The following is a 14690-nucleotide window of genomic DNA, read 5'->3' as shown; positions in this document are numbered from 1 at the left end:
AAAAACATTCCACTTTTAATATTTTCTTGCTTATAATAATTAAGTAAAAACAAATAAATACATATAAAGGCATAAAAGGGAGAAAATAAAATGACAAAGCCAACAATATTATTAGATATAGATGATACATTAAATACTTTTGGTACTCATTTTTGGGAACTAAATAATAAGTTATTTAATGAAAATGTGGATCACAAGCTTGTGAATGAATGGGAATTGGATAAGTTTTCTGAAAGAGGAAAAGAAATATATCAATTATTTAAGTATCCAGGTTTATTCAGAAACATTCCGTTAAAGGAAAATGCTAAAGAATTTGTGAAGAGTTTAGAGCAAATTGCTGAGATCTATATCGTAAGCGATTCTCCTTCAGGGAATGAGTCTTCGCTAGGAAACGAGAAAAATGGTTTCTCTAATCCGGCAGACGATAAGAGATTATGGGTAGCTGAAAACTTTCCATCAATCCCAAAAGAAAACATTATTTTCTGTTCTTGTAAGTGGATGATTAAAGGAGACATTCTTGTCGATGATAAGCCTGAAACTTATTATAAGTTTCGAGAAAGAAACCGTGACATCATCTTAATCGATATGCCTTATAACCGTCATATCGATACGAAATGGCGTGCAAAGGATTTAAACGAAGCAAAAGAAATGATTTATAAAATGTTAAAACTACGTGGTAAATTTGCAGCATAAAAAACCATCTTTATGATGGTTTTTTATATTTTTTGAACTAATCGTCTTAGTACAGATTCTCTAGTATCACCTGTTCTGTAACTTGTTACAGAACAAACTAATGGTACTTCATTTTCTGAAACAACTTTTTGAACAAGTCTAGACATATACAAATATGCTGCATCTTCATCGGTTCCATTCAAGAGTATAAAATACGTTCCATTATCTTTCTTAGAGACTACATCAGTAGTCCTATAATTTGCTTCGATTATTGATGTTAATAGCATTATAGCGTGAGACTGAGGGTTCAGAGTTTTAACCATTAAAACTGAAAATGGGTAACCAAAGCGCTCACTTTTAGCTATTTCACAATCTAAATGATTAATAAAGATACCTTCATCAAATATATTCATAACATCCACCTCCACAAATTGGACTATAAATAGGAACTATATTTTTACAATTATAAAATTAAATTTTTAAACAATTTCATATGCAAACAATCGTATAAGTATCATTTGTATTTTCAGTAATACAAAAATATGTTAAATAAGTCGGGCTAACCCATAACATATCTTCGCCAAATCTTGACTTTTTAACACCAATGATTATGTTGATTGCATTCTATTAATGCAGCGGAGGAGGCAAGGTATATGGATTTCAAAGTGCTATTTATATATCCCTTGGAGGAAGGTTTAAAATCGTATATTAAAGTAGATGGAGAGGTATATTTTTTGACTTTCAATTCCGAACAAAATGCTGCGGAATTTAACTTATACAAAAAGAATCCTAATGAACAAGTACTTCTTGATGACAATGCTACCCAAGAGATAGTTAAGAACTTCATACAGTTCTTATCAGTAAACAAGGACGAAATCAGAGCAGGGATCTACTTTTCAGAAGGAAGCGAGACATTTGATTTAGTATTTAATTTAAAGCAAATGCAGAAAAAACCAGGTGGGTTTATTACGGTAGAATTTTCTATAGATGGAGAGTCATTCGAAATTGATAATTTAAGATTAATTAAGAACAGAGATAAAATAATGTTTGATGATTCTGGAACAAGCTTTAATCACTTAGATGAAAATTGCTTCTGCCATAAGATTAAAGCGAAACTTGAAATTACAGATTTTGAACATTGCTTAATTATTTTTGAACATCAAGATACAATTTATAGATGGATAGAATCAGAATATCTAAAAAAATATAAACAGAAATCGAACGCGAACATCATTGATTTCTTTGAATATAAAAAAAGATGAGAGATATAACTACTCATCTTTTTTTACTTTTTCAGATATATATTTTCTAAAAATTACATATTGAGGTAATTATTAATAATGCTATATTTCGTTTATCGGTTATTTCTGTTTGATTTAGAAAACAAATTTTTATACAATTGTTAGCAGACAAGACCTATAAGGAGGATTTCAATGGAAGAGAAGTGGATCCCAAGTCTTATTAAAATAATTGATGAAAAAATGGCTAACGGAGGTTTGAAACGAGGAGAACTTAGCAAGATATGTAAAGAACTAGCTAAAGAATATGATGATAAGATAGATAAAATAAGAAATTATTATTATAGAGTGTTAAAAGTTAAACCTTACAATGAAAACAATAATATAGAACAGCCTAATGAAAAAATAGTTAATAGTGAGAAAAATAAAGAGCAAGTAATCGGCAAAGCGAAAAGTAAACAAACTGCAAAAGAGAAACAAAATAGTTACGATGGTTTTAAAAGACACAGAAAATATCCGGCCGATATAGCTTATATAAATTCATACATTAATCTAGAAACTAATACTGAATGGTTAAGTATTAAAGATGTAAATAGAAATATATCAGGTAAATTATTTGAGGACTATCTTTCAAATATTGAACACGGGGAACTTATTTCAACATTTAAAGTAGATAAAAAAGAAGTATCAATAATGGAAAAAGAGCATTTGAGGAAACAATTGAAAGCTTTTTCTGGATTTACGAGATCAAATAATGCTGGCAGGGCTGCAACCTATCTATGTTATTTACTAGAGAGTTCAGACGATGAGATAGAGAATAAAAGGGTTGAGAAAATATTTGAGGATTTAAAGTGTGGAGATGTTGTAGAGGTAGAGGTTCAAAAAAATATGCAATATGGAGCTATAGTAAACCTGACATCTGAACCAGCTATTTCAGGAATGATTTATATTGGAGAAATTGCAAATGATTATGTAAGTGAAGTGTCTAAGTATTTCAAAGAAAAACAAATAGTAAATGCTAAAATAATTGAAAAAAAGCCTGACGGTAAATTAGCATTAAGCACTAAATCTTTTAATACAAAACCACTAGTAATTGAAGAACATAATACGGAGCATTTGGATACAAAAAATGAAATTGCTTCAACAAAAGAAGAATCAAAAAATACGAATAGCTATCAGACACATAACGAAGGTAAATCAGATACAAGAATAGTATCAAATAATACAGTTTTAGCTGCTGAAGAGATCATTAACAATTCCGAATGGAACGATATAACAAATTTCTTGAAAACAGTTGTCGGTCCGCTATCTCCAGATGCAAAAAATAAATTACAAGAACTAATAAAAAAACACGGATTATTTAACTTCACAATGGGGATAAATAAAGAAAGCACAAATTTTAGAAATGATTTTGGTTGGTTATTATTAGAAAAGGTAGAAGAACTATTAAATACATCATTAGCGAATAATATTGAATACAAAGTAGGGGTCGGTCCACATCCAATAGAGGCATATATGGAAAGAGCTAATCGGAATTTTTTAAGTGAGATAGATGCCGAACGTGAACTACTAAATAAATTAAACGAATCAAAAATAATAATTGAAACAAGCACCCATAGATATATAGAGAACAAGGGTTTGATTTTCCCTTGTATCAAAACAGTTGAAGACGGAAAAACAATATATATAAACAAAACCACTTTAACAAGAAATATGTTAAAGGATTACTTCGATAAAATGCTAGAAAAATACTAAATATAAACCATCTATTTATAGATGGTTTTTTTCTTTCAAAGTAAATTTTCTTTATTTTATAAGGACAGTCAAATTTTCAACTATAATAATCACACCTAAAAACGGAGGTGGATTGTGTTGAAGAAATTATTCATAGTGCTTATGATCGCAACATTTATTACCGGTTGTAATCTCCTAGATACAGAAAAGAATATTCAAACTTTGGAAAAAAGTAAAATAGATAATAGCAATTCGCATATTAAAGAAACCGAAGATAAAAAACAAAGCAATAGTAACGCTACATATCCAAAAATTGATGCTGTAGTCGTAGATGTTATAGACGGGGACACTATCAAGGTATCCCTTGGGAAAAAAATTGAGAAGGTACGATTTTTATTGGTAGATACTCCGGAAACTCGTCATCCTAAAAAGGGTGTTCAACCGTTTGGACCAGAAGCTAGTGATTTCACTAAAAAACACATCAAAATAGGGGATACTGTTCAATTAGAAAAAGATGTTTCTGAAAGAGATAAATTCGGTAGATTACTGGCATACGTATATGTAAATGGAGAAATGATAAATGAAATGTTATTAAAAGAGGGCTTAGCAAGGGTAGCTTATGTATATGTTCCAAACACAAGATATATAGACAAATTTAAAGAACTTCAAGATAAATCTAGACAAAAAAAGCTAGGGATATGGTCGATCGAAAATTATGAGGATAGTAAATCAAGAAAATAAATTTCCTAATAAATTACAAATGACAATGAGTACAATCAAAAAACGATGAGTATTAACTCATCGTTTTTTTAGAAATAATAGTTTGTTATTCATAATAAATTCCTTAAATTACTTTGACTTTTATATACTTATTTGTTATTTTCATAAAATCAATTAAGAGGGAGGAGGGTATTTTATGTTCTCAATAGAAGATTATGGATTAGATTTTTACATATCAAAACAATGCCAGCAAGAGTATGAAAAAATTGCAAATAGTTCACTTCCACTAGACGAAAAACTAAATCACTTACTTACAATTAACCCCGGATTTATGAAAAAGGAAATAACCGACGAAGAAGCATATAAACAAAGTAAATACAACAGCTCATTAAATCTACTAAGAAATAAAATTCAAGATAATAAAAGGTTAGAATTTTTCTCTCTATCATTTAACACTAAACCTCATATAAAGGAAATAACAAACGGAATTATATATCCGGATGCTGCCGACTTCTTAACATTACTCCATCTCAATTTAATGTTTAAACACATAAATAATATTTATCCAAAAGGTGCTACATTACGTATAGGTGTAGAATTTAATTTTTTTAGGAAATTCGCAAGAATAGAACAAGATACAGCACTTAGTTTATTCAATACAATAATAATGTTTAATAAGATTGCTGAAAGAATGACTAATTCATATGGCAAAATAGAACTCTATGATATTTATGAAGAAGTAGAAACGTTTAAAAAAGAGTTTTTCCTGAAATTAGAAGCGGAAAAACTAGATATTCTACAGAAGGATCAATCAATGGAAGAGATTAAATCTGGTGCCGAGTATTATATGAATTACGTAATTGATATTAATCAATTTCCTAACAAAGAAGCAGCTTGGAACTTTTGTATGTATCACACTTTGGATGCATTCGCATACAAAAGTACAGTTGGTGATGTTTATGACACTGAACAAGGGTTGTTCGAAAGATATAGTCAAACAATAAAAGCCGAAAACAGATTCCAATCAGGTTCAAACTATTCCATTGAGGAAGATACTGTATACATAGCTTTCTTACCGGGAGCACCTACGTTTTCATATAATAGATTAACTACAAAAAATGATGAAAATTTATGGGAGCAAAGTATTTATAGCGAAATTATAAAGAACAGTGCAAAAGAGGTATTTGTAAAGGAACTAACTTATCCATTTTTCTTTAAGGTAGATAATAATGACTAAGGTATATAAAGCACACAATCCTCTTAGAAACGAAATGTATCACAACATTTTAATTATTGCATCGCTATGGTTAATTTCATTTTATATTTTTGTCATAATGGATGTACTAAATATTTTACAATTCTTCGGATTTGGTTATTTAGGGTTTGTATGTTTAATGACTGGTTATATTGGCCGAAAAGTAAACATTAGTCTAAACGGATTATCAGGTGAGAATAAGGCACTTAAAATAATTAAAGATTTACCGCCGGATTATACTGTGTTTTCAAATGTAACGGTATTACACGAAGAACAAGAAAGTGAGACAGACTTAATAGTAGTTGGAAAGAAAGGTGTATTTGTAATCGAGGTTAAGAACCATACGGGCATAATAACAGGCAGACCAGACGATAAACGATGGGTACAGTTTAAAGAGACAAAACTAGGAGGAAAGTACGCAAATCCTTTCTATAATCCTACCAAGCAGGTTAAAACACACGTCTTCAGATTATCAGGAGTGTTAAAAGAAGAGGGATACCCTTACTGGATTCAAGGAATGGTTTACTTTGTAAATCCAAAGGTACAAGTGAAAGCTTTCTCAAAGAAAATACCAGTCTTAACTTTAGATAAATCATTTAAATCTTTCTTAGAAGAATACGAGCCAAAAAGAGAGGTAACAAAAACTGAACAGCAATTAATTATTAAATCTATAAAAAAACAAATTCAAGATGAAAAACAAAGAATTAAAATGAAGAAAGAACATTCTTGAAAATAAAAAAACCCTATCAAAATCATTGTTAGGGTTTTTTTATTTTATTTGGTTGATAACTTTTCCTCTACAAAATCAAGAGAACTTTTAATTTTTCTATACTTAATAAAATTGTATATGCCAATACCAATTACAACAAAGAATAGTATGTAAGGAATGTAATTAATAAAAGGTAAATCCCAAACCGAATTATAGCGGATCTTCGAAACTATTGCCCACCAAATAACCCCCGCCAATCCAAATAACGTAAGAACCTTTTGTGATTTTTGTTTGATTTCTAAGTACATTTAATTCACCCCAATGCAATAGAAAAAGAATTGAATTTAAATCGATCTTCTTTTTTGTATCTGTTCTTCAACATACACTTCTAGAATACACGCAAATAAAAATGTGATGATACTAATCATTAAAATACAAGCTGCTATGATCAATAGGAGATAGGCTTGCCAATAACCAGTTTGACATCTCATTATTAATAGGCCTATCACACTCATACCACCAGACAAAGATGGTAAATATTTTAAATATCTTTTAAATGGGAAAAACCTGTATGTTAGATATGTTAAGCTAAATAATACGATACCTAATATTAAACTAAATACTATTAATTCCATAATGAGATTCTACACCCCTTAATTAGAAAAAGTTCTATAAATTTTAGAACAATTGCATACACCGTTACATAATAATTCATTACCCGAAAGGCATTGCTATCCTAGTCCTCCTTAAAAAAAGAAGGTCAATAAAAACATCTTTTTAATAATGTAGTAAATGAATTGTAAAGTTTAAAAATTATTTCTTCAAAAAATATGCTGAAGCCATTATAAATACATTCATAAAAATATAAAATGTGATAAACATAGAGGGGAGATACATTCCATTGAACAAACATTATATTATTGCAATTACAGGCGGAGGAACAGCAGGACACATTACACCAGCGATATCAATTGCGAAATCTCTAGAGGATAAACTAGATGCAACAATATTCTATTTAGGTAATGAAAATTACATAGAAAAGGAAATAGCGGCTAAATACTCATACCCTTTTTTTCACATAGATTCTCAAGGTATGGAAGGAAAAACACCTTTTGATAAATGGAAGAATTTCACCATTCAAAACAGTAAAGGTATAATGAAGGCCTATAAACAACTTAAAAATATAAAGCCTGATTTTATTATTTCAACAGGGGGATTTGTTACAGCTCCAGTACTAGCTGCGGCAAACTTATTGAAAATCCCATATTTTATACACGAACAAAACACTGTACTTGGGCGAGTTAATAAGTTGTTTATAAAGAGTGCAAAAGAGGTATATTATTCATTCGACGAGACAACGGGTAGGCTAAATAATTCGAAAGGAAAGGTTTTTGGTAACCCAGTTCCTATAAATGACCCTATATCGCAGGGAAATGATATTGTAGTTCTTGGTGGTAGCGGCGGATCAGAATTTTTAAACGAATGGTCAATAAAAACTGCAAAAAACACCCCCGATTTATTCATACATCTCCAAGCAGGTAAGAAAAACACCTTAACAGTTGAAAAGAGAATTGAAGAAGAAGGAATAACGAACTTAAAATCTTATGGATTTGTAGATATTGAAGATATGTATACAAAAGCAAAATTTGTAGTTACAAGAGGTGGGACAAGTAGTTTGTTTGAACTTGCAAATGCGGAAATCCCATCAATCATTGTACCACTTCCTAACTCAATGGATAATCACCAGTTAATAAATGGACTACATTTCCAAAAATCAGGTGGTATGCAAGTAGTTGAGCAGGATGAGGAGACTAATTCACAAACATTAACTAAAATAGCCACTGAATGGTGGAATAATAATGAATTATTGTTAGATAAAAAGGTCAAACTTCAACAGTTTGATTACAAAAACTGTGCTAATAAAATATCTAAGGATATTATCAAACTAATATCATAAAAAAACCCCTTGGTTAATTATTTGACCGAGGGTTTTTTATTAACAATTTTATTGTTTTTTTGTATGAAAATTGGCCCTGAAAATTTATTTTCAAAATTTTTAAGAGTCTGCTCCACACGTTCTAATTCTTCTGATGTCGGAACATAATTCAAATCTTTAAAACCATTTATAATATCTTGATACATAACGTACAACTCCTTTAAATAATAGAGTATACACTATACACTATTTCATTAGAAAAGTGAAAAAAACAAAAAATATTAAGCTTTTTGTGAATCAAACTTTTTTTCCTTAATCCTTTTAAAATAATCAATTAGAAAATATAAGGGTACATATAAAACAGCAATTGGAAGCGCAAATAGAAACACAACCATAACGTCTACCATATTAGCCTCTTCAATAACCGCGTCATAACCCGAATCAGAGTAGTAAGAAACATATTTATTATAGAGATTCATAGATTCTTCATAGCCTAAACTCTGCAAAATATTAATAAAATTAACGAAGTTATAATTAACTGGAATATATTCAGCTTTTGTTTTAGAAAACATACAAGATAGCTCTTTTTCGCACATTGAACAAGGGGTAAATTCTTCAGGTAAAGGAGTATCACCCTGAGTATGTACGTTCGTATTGATACCTCTACCAATTTTCGGGTTCTCTACGCCATTCTCCTCATTAAACAGGTTGTACTTTAAACCGTACTTAAAATCTAACCTCTTTCCAAAGTGAAAGTACTTACTATTAGAATAAAATTTTTTATAAGGACACGTAAATTTTATCAATACAATATCCTGAACTGATTCACAAGAATGGAAAGGAAAATTCTCTTTTATTTTTAAGTATTCTTTACGATACATACCTAATTTCCCTGAATGTTGTAAGTAAAAATACTTCTTTTTATTTTTAAAGAACATTAAAACACCTCTTAAAAACTTATTTGGAGGAACAAAAACAATGTTATTAACAATAATATTAAAACTAGGCATCGCATCTATCCTAGGAATGATAATTGGATTAGAAAGGGAACTAAAAAGAAAACCATTAGGATTAAAGACAAGCACAGTAATCTGTATAGCTAGTTGTTTAATTACAATTGTTTCGATTCAATCCGCCTATACTTTTCCAAAGGGCGAACATATTAATATGGATCCATTACGCCTAGCAGCACAAATTATTTCAGGTGTTGGTTTCCTTGGAGCAGGAGTAATCTTAGTTAAAGGATTATCAATAACAGGGCTGACTACAGCCGCTATGATCTGGGGTGCTTCTGGCTTAGGTATTTCTGTAGGGGCAGGATTCTGGAGAGAAGCCATTATCGCTATGATATTTATAATTGCTGGAGTAGAATTCTTTCCTAATCTATTGAAGAAATTTGGTCCTGGAAGACTTAGCGAAAAAGAATTACAGATGTCTATTATTGTTGAAGAGCAAGTAGACTTGGAAATACTACAATCAATCATTAAAAATAAGGATATTATTATTCAAAAAGTGAGAGTTAAAGATCTATCGACGGGCGAGAGGAAATTAGAATATAAAATCTCAACATACGAAAAGAGATTTACTACATCAATCTATCAAGAGGTTAGATCGATTAGCGGGGTAGTTTCTGTAGAAATAGAAACAATAGGATAGTATCTACATTATAGAATTATACAAACAACAAAAAAAGATGAGATGGTAGCAATTATCTAATCGTATGGAGATAATTGCTTTTCATCAAATATAAAGTGAAACAAAGGGGGGATAATCTTGAAAAAAATAGTTAACCAATGTGTAGGATTTATATATTTTGAGGCTGAATCAATGTTTAAAGTTTGGCAAATATTTTCTTGGATAATGTTATTAATGGGTTACTCCTTACTTATAGTTGCTTATACATTATTTGGAGAACCTCCTTTTTGGATGATCGTACTAGGCTTACTTGGAGTAGGAGTGACAATTGTTAATTTCTTTATCGCACTCTTTATTGGAAGTATATATATCCTAAAAGGATTTCAGGAAAAAGATATGGATATTATAAGAAAAAGAGCCCTTATTATTGGGGCGTACAATGCCGCAGCGTTAATCTTATATATTGCAGCTGTCTAAATTTAAGTGAATAACAAAAGAAGCCTGTTTTTTTATAAATAACAGGCTTCTTTCTATTTATTTGTTGGAAATATTCTTTCTGCCGTTAGTATCTAGATGTTTTTTAATCATCATCACAGCATCTTTATCGACTTCTTCTAAGGCACTCATTTCTAAGTCAAAAGCTTCTTTAGGCAGGTTTTCAAGATATTCGAAGAAACCAGGTGCAACATCACTTTTTAGTTTTTCTGAAGAAGAAAGTATTTCCGCACGCAATAAAGACTTGTTATCATTCGTATAATCAGACATAAGTTCCTCCTTGTCATTTTTCTTAAAATTCTACAAATATTATATCATAAACTTATAAGAACAAGGGTTCGGTAAAAAAACCTTGATAAACGAACATCTGTTTGCTAAAATGATTTTAACGAAATAATTTAGTTAAAGGTGAGTGCATACATTGAATACAGTAAACGTCCCAGTAAATATAATTATCAAAGCACCTACGAATATATTTGCGGAAAAATTAGATTCATCTATTATTATAATCAAAGAAAGCAACGTAGATTCTAAAGCAATGATTCATTAATCATAAACATATAATCATTATTATTTGTACATACAAATCGGTGACCATTCATCATTTATTCTTGTTATTATCAGGTATTTATTTAGGAATTTTAACTGCGTGTTTCTAACTTTAGAGGCTCAAAAAAAGAGTAGCGTATAATCGCAACTCTTTATTTTTTTACTTCCACTTTCAATTCTAATCCTAATTGGTCTAGAACTTTTATAAGTGTATCTATATTATAATTTTCGCAATTTGTTATTCTAACAATTTGAGGATGTGACATACCAATTTGATTAGCTAGTGTACGAATTGAATAATGTTTTTTATGCATCGTTTCTTTTATTTGTGTTCCAATTTCACGCTTTACAACATATTTTTTTATATCCTGCTCCGTCACTTTATCAAGGGCCTTACTTTCTTTATATTCCATATATATATGTTCCTCCTGATGATATTAGATTTGATTTTTTCTTCATAGATTATATCATATGAATCCATTATCAGTATAAATGAGCAAATTTAGTTGAAAAATCCTTAAAAGGAATATAATTGCATTAGGGTTCAATATTTTTCATTAGAATAGATTAATAAGTTTTTTTAAAACGAGGTGATTTTGTGGAACAAACATTTATTATGATTAAACCCGATGGGGTAGAAAGAAAATTAATAGGTGAAATTATACATAGATTTGAACGGAAAAACTACAATTTGATTGAAGCAAAGCTGATGACAGTTTCTAGAGAACTGGCAGAAAAACATTATGAAGAACATAAAGAAAAGCCGTTTTTCGATGAGTTAGTAGACTTTATAACTTCTGGACCTGTCTTTGCAATGATTTGGGAGGGGGAGAACGCTGTAGCTGTCTCTCGAATGATGCTCGGGAAAACTAACCCATTAGAATCTCAACCAGGTACGATTCGCGGAGATTTCTCCAATAGTGTTGGTAATAATGTCGTACACGGATCAGACTCTTTAGAAAGCGCAAAGAGAGAAATCAGTTTATGGTTTACTAATAACTAAAAAAAGAACAGGACACTTTAAAGTGATTCCTGTTCTTTTTATTTTTATGGAATCCATTATAAAACTATAATGGATTCCGATACATAATATATTCTTGAAAGAAAGCATTAACTATTCAAGAATCTTATAATTCCCATTTTTGCTCAACGTATAAATATATTTATACACGTCGTACTCAGACTTTAATTTACTAGCCAATAGTTTCTTGGCATTATCAATTTTGATCCATACCGACCATCCCCATTTATACTTTTTGCAGACAAATTCTGTACTTTTCTTCATAATAAAAACTCCTTTATAGAGTATGGCAAATATGAATTACTCTTAATTACTTCATTCATTAGATTACCATATACCACTTGGGAGCTTGAAAAATCTTATCTTAAAAACTGAAATTCTCTCTTTAGAATTACTTTCTTATGACTCTCAAACAATTCAATTGTTTTTACCCTATATCTGTTTTCAGAACCTTGTGTTGCTCTAAAAAGTTCTGCCTCATCTCTTTTTCGGAAAAGGATACTATCAGAACCTGGTTCGTATGGAATAGCGAGATAACAATAATGCGGATAAACTACAGGACGCTTCTCTAATTGTTTAATAGTTTCCATTTTTGAAAGGACTTCTTCACATAGATCTGCAATAAGTTGGTTTGCACAAGCGATATCTTTGAATTGTTCTTTCTCAGCTAGTTGCTTCATTTTATTAAATTGTTTCATTTTTTGTCTCACGCTCTTTCATATAAGGATTATATTGAAATTGTATTCTTAAAATGAAACATAAAAAAACACCCTGAATCAAAAAGATTCAGAGCGATTTTTCGCAAGCAAAACTATTGATATTAGTAAAGCACAAATTGATAGGATACCAGCAGCATATAAAATATAAAATGGATCTTTTATTACCAAGGCACCCATATAACCTAGACTAAATGATGTTCCTATATTTCTTGCAAATGATTGTAATGAAGACGAGAAACCTTTTTCTTCTGGTTTAGCCAGCTCATAAGAACCAATTGAAGCAGTTGTTTGAATTAATCCATAACAAAATCCGTGGGTAAGTAAGATGAGGAAGGTTAACCAAAGTGGAGTATCTTCAGTGTAGAAAAAGAAAGGGATTGTAGATAAGGTAATCACCAAGTTACCAATTAATATTGGCAATCTATAACCATACCTTGTAATAATTTTACCAGATGGATAAGAAGAAAGAATCCATCCTATGCTAATTCCAGCAAGCACAAGGCCACTTAGTAGCACCGAGCTACCTTGTACCTTTTGTAAGAAGAATGGCACGAATGATTCTAATCCAAAAAGCGCAAAGAAGAATAAGAAAGTGTTTATATTGAAGAATAATAGCGGATAATTTTTCAATATACCAATAGGTAAGAATGGATTTGCTGTCTTTTTTTCAGAACGATAAAATAAGAACAGCAATAAAATAGAGACTGGTAAAAGATATATATACCAAGATGAATCTATAGTAATTGAAAGTAAGGTTAGTGTTGCAACCGCAAATAATAATGCAGAACGCCATTGAATAGGTGTCGAAAAACGTTCTATGTTTTCTTTGTACGAAAGTGTGAACAACATTACAATAATTCCTAAAGGAATATTAATATAAAAAATCCATCTCCAGTCAAGCACTTGAATAATTAAAGCGCCAACCAAAGGTCCTAATAATGCACTTATACCCCATATGAGTGAAAAGTGCCCTTGAAACTTCCCTCTTTTTTCAACAGGTAATAAGTCACCTAATATTATAGCCGCCGTAGGTAACATACCACCAGCACCTATACCCTTCAAGGCTCTATAAGCAATTAGTTCAGGCATAGATGTTGCTATTCCACACATAAGGGAAGCTATAGTGAATAGCAGTGTTGACAAGAGAAAAATATTCTTTCGCCCATAACGATCAGCTAGTTTCCCAAAGATAGGAACGGTTATGGTAGATAGTAATGTATATATAGCAAAAATCCAAGCGTAATAAGCTGTCCCTCCAATTTCATCAGTTACAATAGGACCCGTAGTATTTAAAATAGTTGTATCCATAGCAACTAAAAAATTAGAGAGTAACAGGCTACCAAGTACAAGTTTAGTTGAACGATCCATATTTTCACTCCTGATTTCAAAAAGGCCAACCTTAAGACTATAAACGATAATATTTTATATTCCTCTAATTTTGATATAGGTAAAAGGGGGAAAGATGATGAAAACGAATGTCCTCATTAGAAATATTAAAGGGGGGAGTTCGTGAAGGGGAAATTGTTTAAAAGACGTGTTGCGGCCGCTTATATAGATCAAACTTTTACTAGCTTAATTCCATTAGTATATTTTATATATTATTTTCTAAAAGGAATACAAGAAAAGTGGACAATAAATGAGTATGTAAACTTGCTTTTAATTTGTATTATTCTAAATGTAGTTATTTATGTGGCATACCATTCAATCTTTGAAATGAGTAAGTTAGAAGGTAGTATCGGTAAGCATATTTGTGGTTTGAAAGTTTGTTATATAAGTGGAGATGATTCGAAGGTATTTATTGTTATTCTAAGGAACTTAATATCGTGCATTTCGACCACTTTATTAATTGGATACTTTTTTCCGTTAATCCATAGCGAGCGAAAAACAATCCAAGATGTCTGTACAAACACACAAGTCATCTCGAAAGAAACTGAAGTAATTAAATAATAGTTTTTTGATAAAAAAAATAATAGAATTGTTAAAAGTAAAATGAGGGAGAAAAAACTA

General features: G+C 30.5%; 20 protein-coding genes. 11 read left to right on the top strand and 9 right to left on the bottom strand.

The annotated features are described in order from the left end of the window. Window positions 1–90 precede the first annotated feature (90 nt). Window positions 91–693 carry a 5' nucleotidase, NT5C type gene (locus VF726_RS14305; RefSeq protein WP_440169205.1) on the top strand — a complete coding sequence of 201 codons (603 nt, stop codon included), beginning with the start codon at window positions 91–93 and terminating at the stop codon, window positions 691–693. A gap of 23 nt (window positions 694–716) precedes the next feature. Here the strand turns inward: VF726_RS14305 and VF726_RS14300 are convergent, their stop codons facing one another. Further along, complete coding sequence (locus tag VF726_RS14300; RefSeq protein ID WP_088361798.1) at window positions 717–1085, bottom strand: hypothetical protein; 369 nt, start codon at window positions 1083–1085, stop codon at window positions 717–719. A 240-nt stretch (window positions 1086–1325) separates the two neighbouring features. Between VF726_RS14300 and VF726_RS14295 the strand changes: the two genes are divergently transcribed. From VF726_RS14295 to VF726_RS14275, 5 genes are all read left to right on the top strand, one after another. Beyond that, window positions 1326–1934, top strand: coding sequence for a hypothetical protein (locus tag VF726_RS14295; protein ID WP_440169203.1), 609 nt, complete (start codon window positions 1326–1328; stop codon window positions 1932–1934). Window positions 1935–2105: 171 nt separating this feature from the next. Next, the gene (locus VF726_RS14290; RefSeq protein ID WP_440169200.1) at window positions 2106–3665 is read left to right on the top strand and encodes a S1 RNA-binding domain-containing protein; all 1560 of its coding nucleotides are present in this window, start codon (window positions 2106–2108) and stop codon (window positions 3663–3665) included. Window positions 3666–3779: 114 nt separating this feature from the next. Next, window positions 3780–4385, top strand: a complete 606-nt coding sequence (locus VF726_RS14285) for a thermonuclease family protein (RefSeq protein WP_440169198.1) — start codon at window positions 3780–3782, stop codon at window positions 4383–4385. Window positions 4386–4560: 175 nt separating this feature from the next. Then, window positions 4561–5601, top strand: a complete 1041-nt coding sequence (locus VF726_RS14280) for a hypothetical protein (protein ID WP_440169195.1) — start codon at window positions 4561–4563, stop codon at window positions 5599–5601. Beyond that, window positions 5594–6349: a nuclease-related domain-containing protein gene (locus VF726_RS14275; RefSeq protein ID WP_440169192.1), complete on the top strand. Its 756-nt coding sequence runs from the start codon at window positions 5594–5596 to the stop codon at window positions 6347–6349. Before VF726_RS14280 ends, VF726_RS14275 begins: the two co-directional genes overlap by 8 nt. 44 nt (window positions 6350–6393) lie before the next feature. Here the strand turns inward: VF726_RS14275 and VF726_RS14270 are convergent, their stop codons facing one another. Further along, the gene (locus VF726_RS14270) at window positions 6394–6636 is read right to left on the bottom strand and encodes a hypothetical protein (RefSeq protein ID WP_440169190.1); all 243 of its coding nucleotides are present in this window, start codon (window positions 6634–6636) and stop codon (window positions 6394–6396) included. A 593-nt stretch (window positions 6637–7229) separates the two neighbouring features. On the opposite strand from VF726_RS14270, the gene VF726_RS14265 reads away from it, so the two are divergent. Further along, window positions 7230–8285, top strand: coding sequence for a UDP-N-acetylglucosamine--N-acetylmuramyl-(pentapeptide) pyrophosphoryl-undecaprenol N-acetylglucosamine transferase (locus VF726_RS14265; RefSeq protein ID WP_440169187.1), 1056 nt, complete (start codon window positions 7230–7232; stop codon window positions 8283–8285). A gap of 17 nt (window positions 8286–8302) precedes the next feature. Here the strand turns inward: VF726_RS14265 and VF726_RS14260 are convergent, their stop codons facing one another. Together VF726_RS14260 and VF726_RS14255 are read right to left on the bottom strand one after the other, a co-directional pair. Next, window positions 8303–8470, bottom strand: coding sequence for a hypothetical protein (locus VF726_RS14260; RefSeq protein ID WP_440169185.1), 168 nt, complete (start codon window positions 8468–8470; stop codon window positions 8303–8305). Window positions 8471–8545: 75 nt separating this feature from the next. Further along, window positions 8546–9202: a hypothetical protein gene (locus VF726_RS14255; protein ID WP_440169182.1), complete on the bottom strand. Its 657-nt coding sequence runs from the start codon at window positions 9200–9202 to the stop codon at window positions 8546–8548. Window positions 9203–9242: 40 nt separating this feature from the next. On the opposite strand from VF726_RS14255, the gene VF726_RS14250 reads away from it, so the two are divergent. Then, window positions 9243–9920, top strand: coding sequence for an MgtC/SapB family protein (locus tag VF726_RS14250; protein WP_440169179.1), 678 nt, complete (start codon window positions 9243–9245; stop codon window positions 9918–9920). Window positions 9921–10037: 117 nt separating this feature from the next. Further along, window positions 10038–10376, top strand: coding sequence for a hypothetical protein (locus tag VF726_RS14245; RefSeq protein ID WP_440169177.1), 339 nt, complete (start codon window positions 10038–10040; stop codon window positions 10374–10376). A gap of 57 nt (window positions 10377–10433) precedes the next feature. Here the strand turns inward: VF726_RS14245 and VF726_RS14240 are convergent, their stop codons facing one another. Continuing rightward, window positions 10434–10664, bottom strand: coding sequence for a hypothetical protein (locus VF726_RS14240; RefSeq protein ID WP_440169174.1), 231 nt, complete (start codon window positions 10662–10664; stop codon window positions 10434–10436). 431 nt (window positions 10665–11095) lie between these two features. Beyond that, a complete protein-coding gene (locus VF726_RS14235) occupies window positions 11096–11356 on the bottom strand; it encodes a helix-turn-helix domain-containing protein (RefSeq protein WP_440169172.1) in 261 nt (86 codons plus the stop codon). 185 nt (window positions 11357–11541) lie between these two features. Here VF726_RS14235 and ndk point away from each other — a divergent pair, with 185 nt between their 5' ends. Next, on the top strand, window positions 11542–11946 hold the full coding sequence (ndk, locus tag VF726_RS14230; RefSeq protein WP_440169169.1) for a nucleoside-diphosphate kinase: 405 nt from the start codon (window positions 11542–11544) through the stop codon (window positions 11944–11946). Between the two features lie 111 nt (window positions 11947–12057). Here ndk and VF726_RS14225 read toward each other — a convergent pair whose 3' ends face one another. The 3 genes from VF726_RS14225 to VF726_RS14215 all read right to left on the bottom strand — a co-directional run bounded on the left by VF726_RS14225 (window position 12058) and on the right by VF726_RS14215 (window position 14051). Further along, window positions 12058–12228, bottom strand: coding sequence for a hypothetical protein (locus VF726_RS14225; protein WP_440169167.1), 171 nt, complete (start codon window positions 12226–12228; stop codon window positions 12058–12060). Between the two features lie 95 nt (window positions 12229–12323). After that, the gene (locus tag VF726_RS14220; protein ID WP_440169165.1) at window positions 12324–12662 is read right to left on the bottom strand and encodes a hypothetical protein; all 339 of its coding nucleotides are present in this window, start codon (window positions 12660–12662) and stop codon (window positions 12324–12326) included. A 78-nt stretch (window positions 12663–12740) separates the two neighbouring features. Further along, entirely contained in the window at window positions 12741–14051 is a 1311-nt protein-coding gene (locus VF726_RS14215) for an MFS transporter (protein WP_440169162.1), read from the bottom strand. 141 nt (window positions 14052–14192) lie between these two features. Between VF726_RS14215 and VF726_RS14210 the strand changes: the two genes are divergently transcribed. Then, window positions 14193–14630 (top strand): RDD family protein, encoded by a 438-nt coding sequence (locus VF726_RS14210; RefSeq protein ID WP_440169160.1) that lies wholly within the window; start codon window positions 14193–14195, stop codon window positions 14628–14630. The last annotated feature ends 60 nt before the right edge of the window (window positions 14631–14690 follow it).

This window comes from Bacillus sp. Brlt_9 (assembly GCF_051948935.1).
GTDB lineage: Bacteria > Bacillota > Bacilli > Bacillales > Bacillaceae_G > Bacillus_A.
This window is presented reverse-complemented; position numbering and strand designations above follow the sequence as displayed.

What these genes read in the sequence shown, in the direction of transcription:
- VF726_RS14290 (WP_440169200.1), top strand. Translation starts at nt 2,106, where the DNA reads ATGGAAGAGAAGTGGATCCCAAGTCTTATTAAAATAATTGATGAAAAA.
- VF726_RS14270 (WP_440169190.1), bottom strand. Translation starts at nt 6,636, where the DNA reads ATGTACTTAGAAATCAAACAAAAATCACAAAAGGTTCTTACGTTATTT.
- VF726_RS14305 (WP_440169205.1), top strand. Translation starts at nt 91, where the DNA reads ATGACAAAGCCAACAATATTATTAGATATAGATGATACATTAAATACT.
- VF726_RS14295 (WP_440169203.1), top strand. Translation starts at nt 1,326, where the DNA reads ATGGATTTCAAAGTGCTATTTATATATCCCTTGGAGGAAGGTTTAAAA.
- VF726_RS14300 (WP_088361798.1), bottom strand. Translation starts at nt 1,085, where the DNA reads ATGAATATATTTGATGAAGGTATCTTTATTAATCATTTAGATTGTGAA.
- VF726_RS14280 (WP_440169195.1), top strand. Translation starts at nt 4,561, where the DNA reads ATGTTCTCAATAGAAGATTATGGATTAGATTTTTACATATCAAAACAA.
- VF726_RS14255 (WP_440169182.1), bottom strand. Translation starts at nt 9,202, where the DNA reads ATGTTCTTTAAAAATAAAAAGAAGTATTTTTACTTACAACATTCAGGG.
- VF726_RS14235 (WP_440169172.1), bottom strand. Translation starts at nt 11,356, where the DNA reads ATGGAATATAAAGAAAGTAAGGCCCTTGATAAAGTGACGGAGCAGGAT.
- VF726_RS14225 (WP_440169167.1), bottom strand. Translation starts at nt 12,228, where the DNA reads ATGAAGAAAAGTACAGAATTTGTCTGCAAAAAGTATAAATGGGGATGG.
- VF726_RS14250 (WP_440169179.1), top strand. Translation starts at nt 9,243, where the DNA reads ATGTTATTAACAATAATATTAAAACTAGGCATCGCATCTATCCTAGGA.
- VF726_RS14240 (WP_440169174.1), bottom strand. Translation starts at nt 10,664, where the DNA reads ATGTCTGATTATACGAATGATAACAAGTCTTTATTGCGTGCGGAAATA.
- VF726_RS14275 (WP_440169192.1), top strand. Translation starts at nt 5,594, where the DNA reads ATGACTAAGGTATATAAAGCACACAATCCTCTTAGAAACGAAATGTAT.
- VF726_RS14220 (WP_440169165.1), bottom strand. Translation starts at nt 12,662, where the DNA reads ATGAAACAATTTAATAAAATGAAGCAACTAGCTGAGAAAGAACAATTC.
- VF726_RS14260 (WP_440169185.1), bottom strand. Translation starts at nt 8,470, where the DNA reads ATGTATCAAGATATTATAAATGGTTTTAAAGATTTGAATTATGTTCCG.
- VF726_RS14215 (WP_440169162.1), bottom strand. Translation starts at nt 14,051, where the DNA reads ATGGATCGTTCAACTAAACTTGTACTTGGTAGCCTGTTACTCTCTAAT.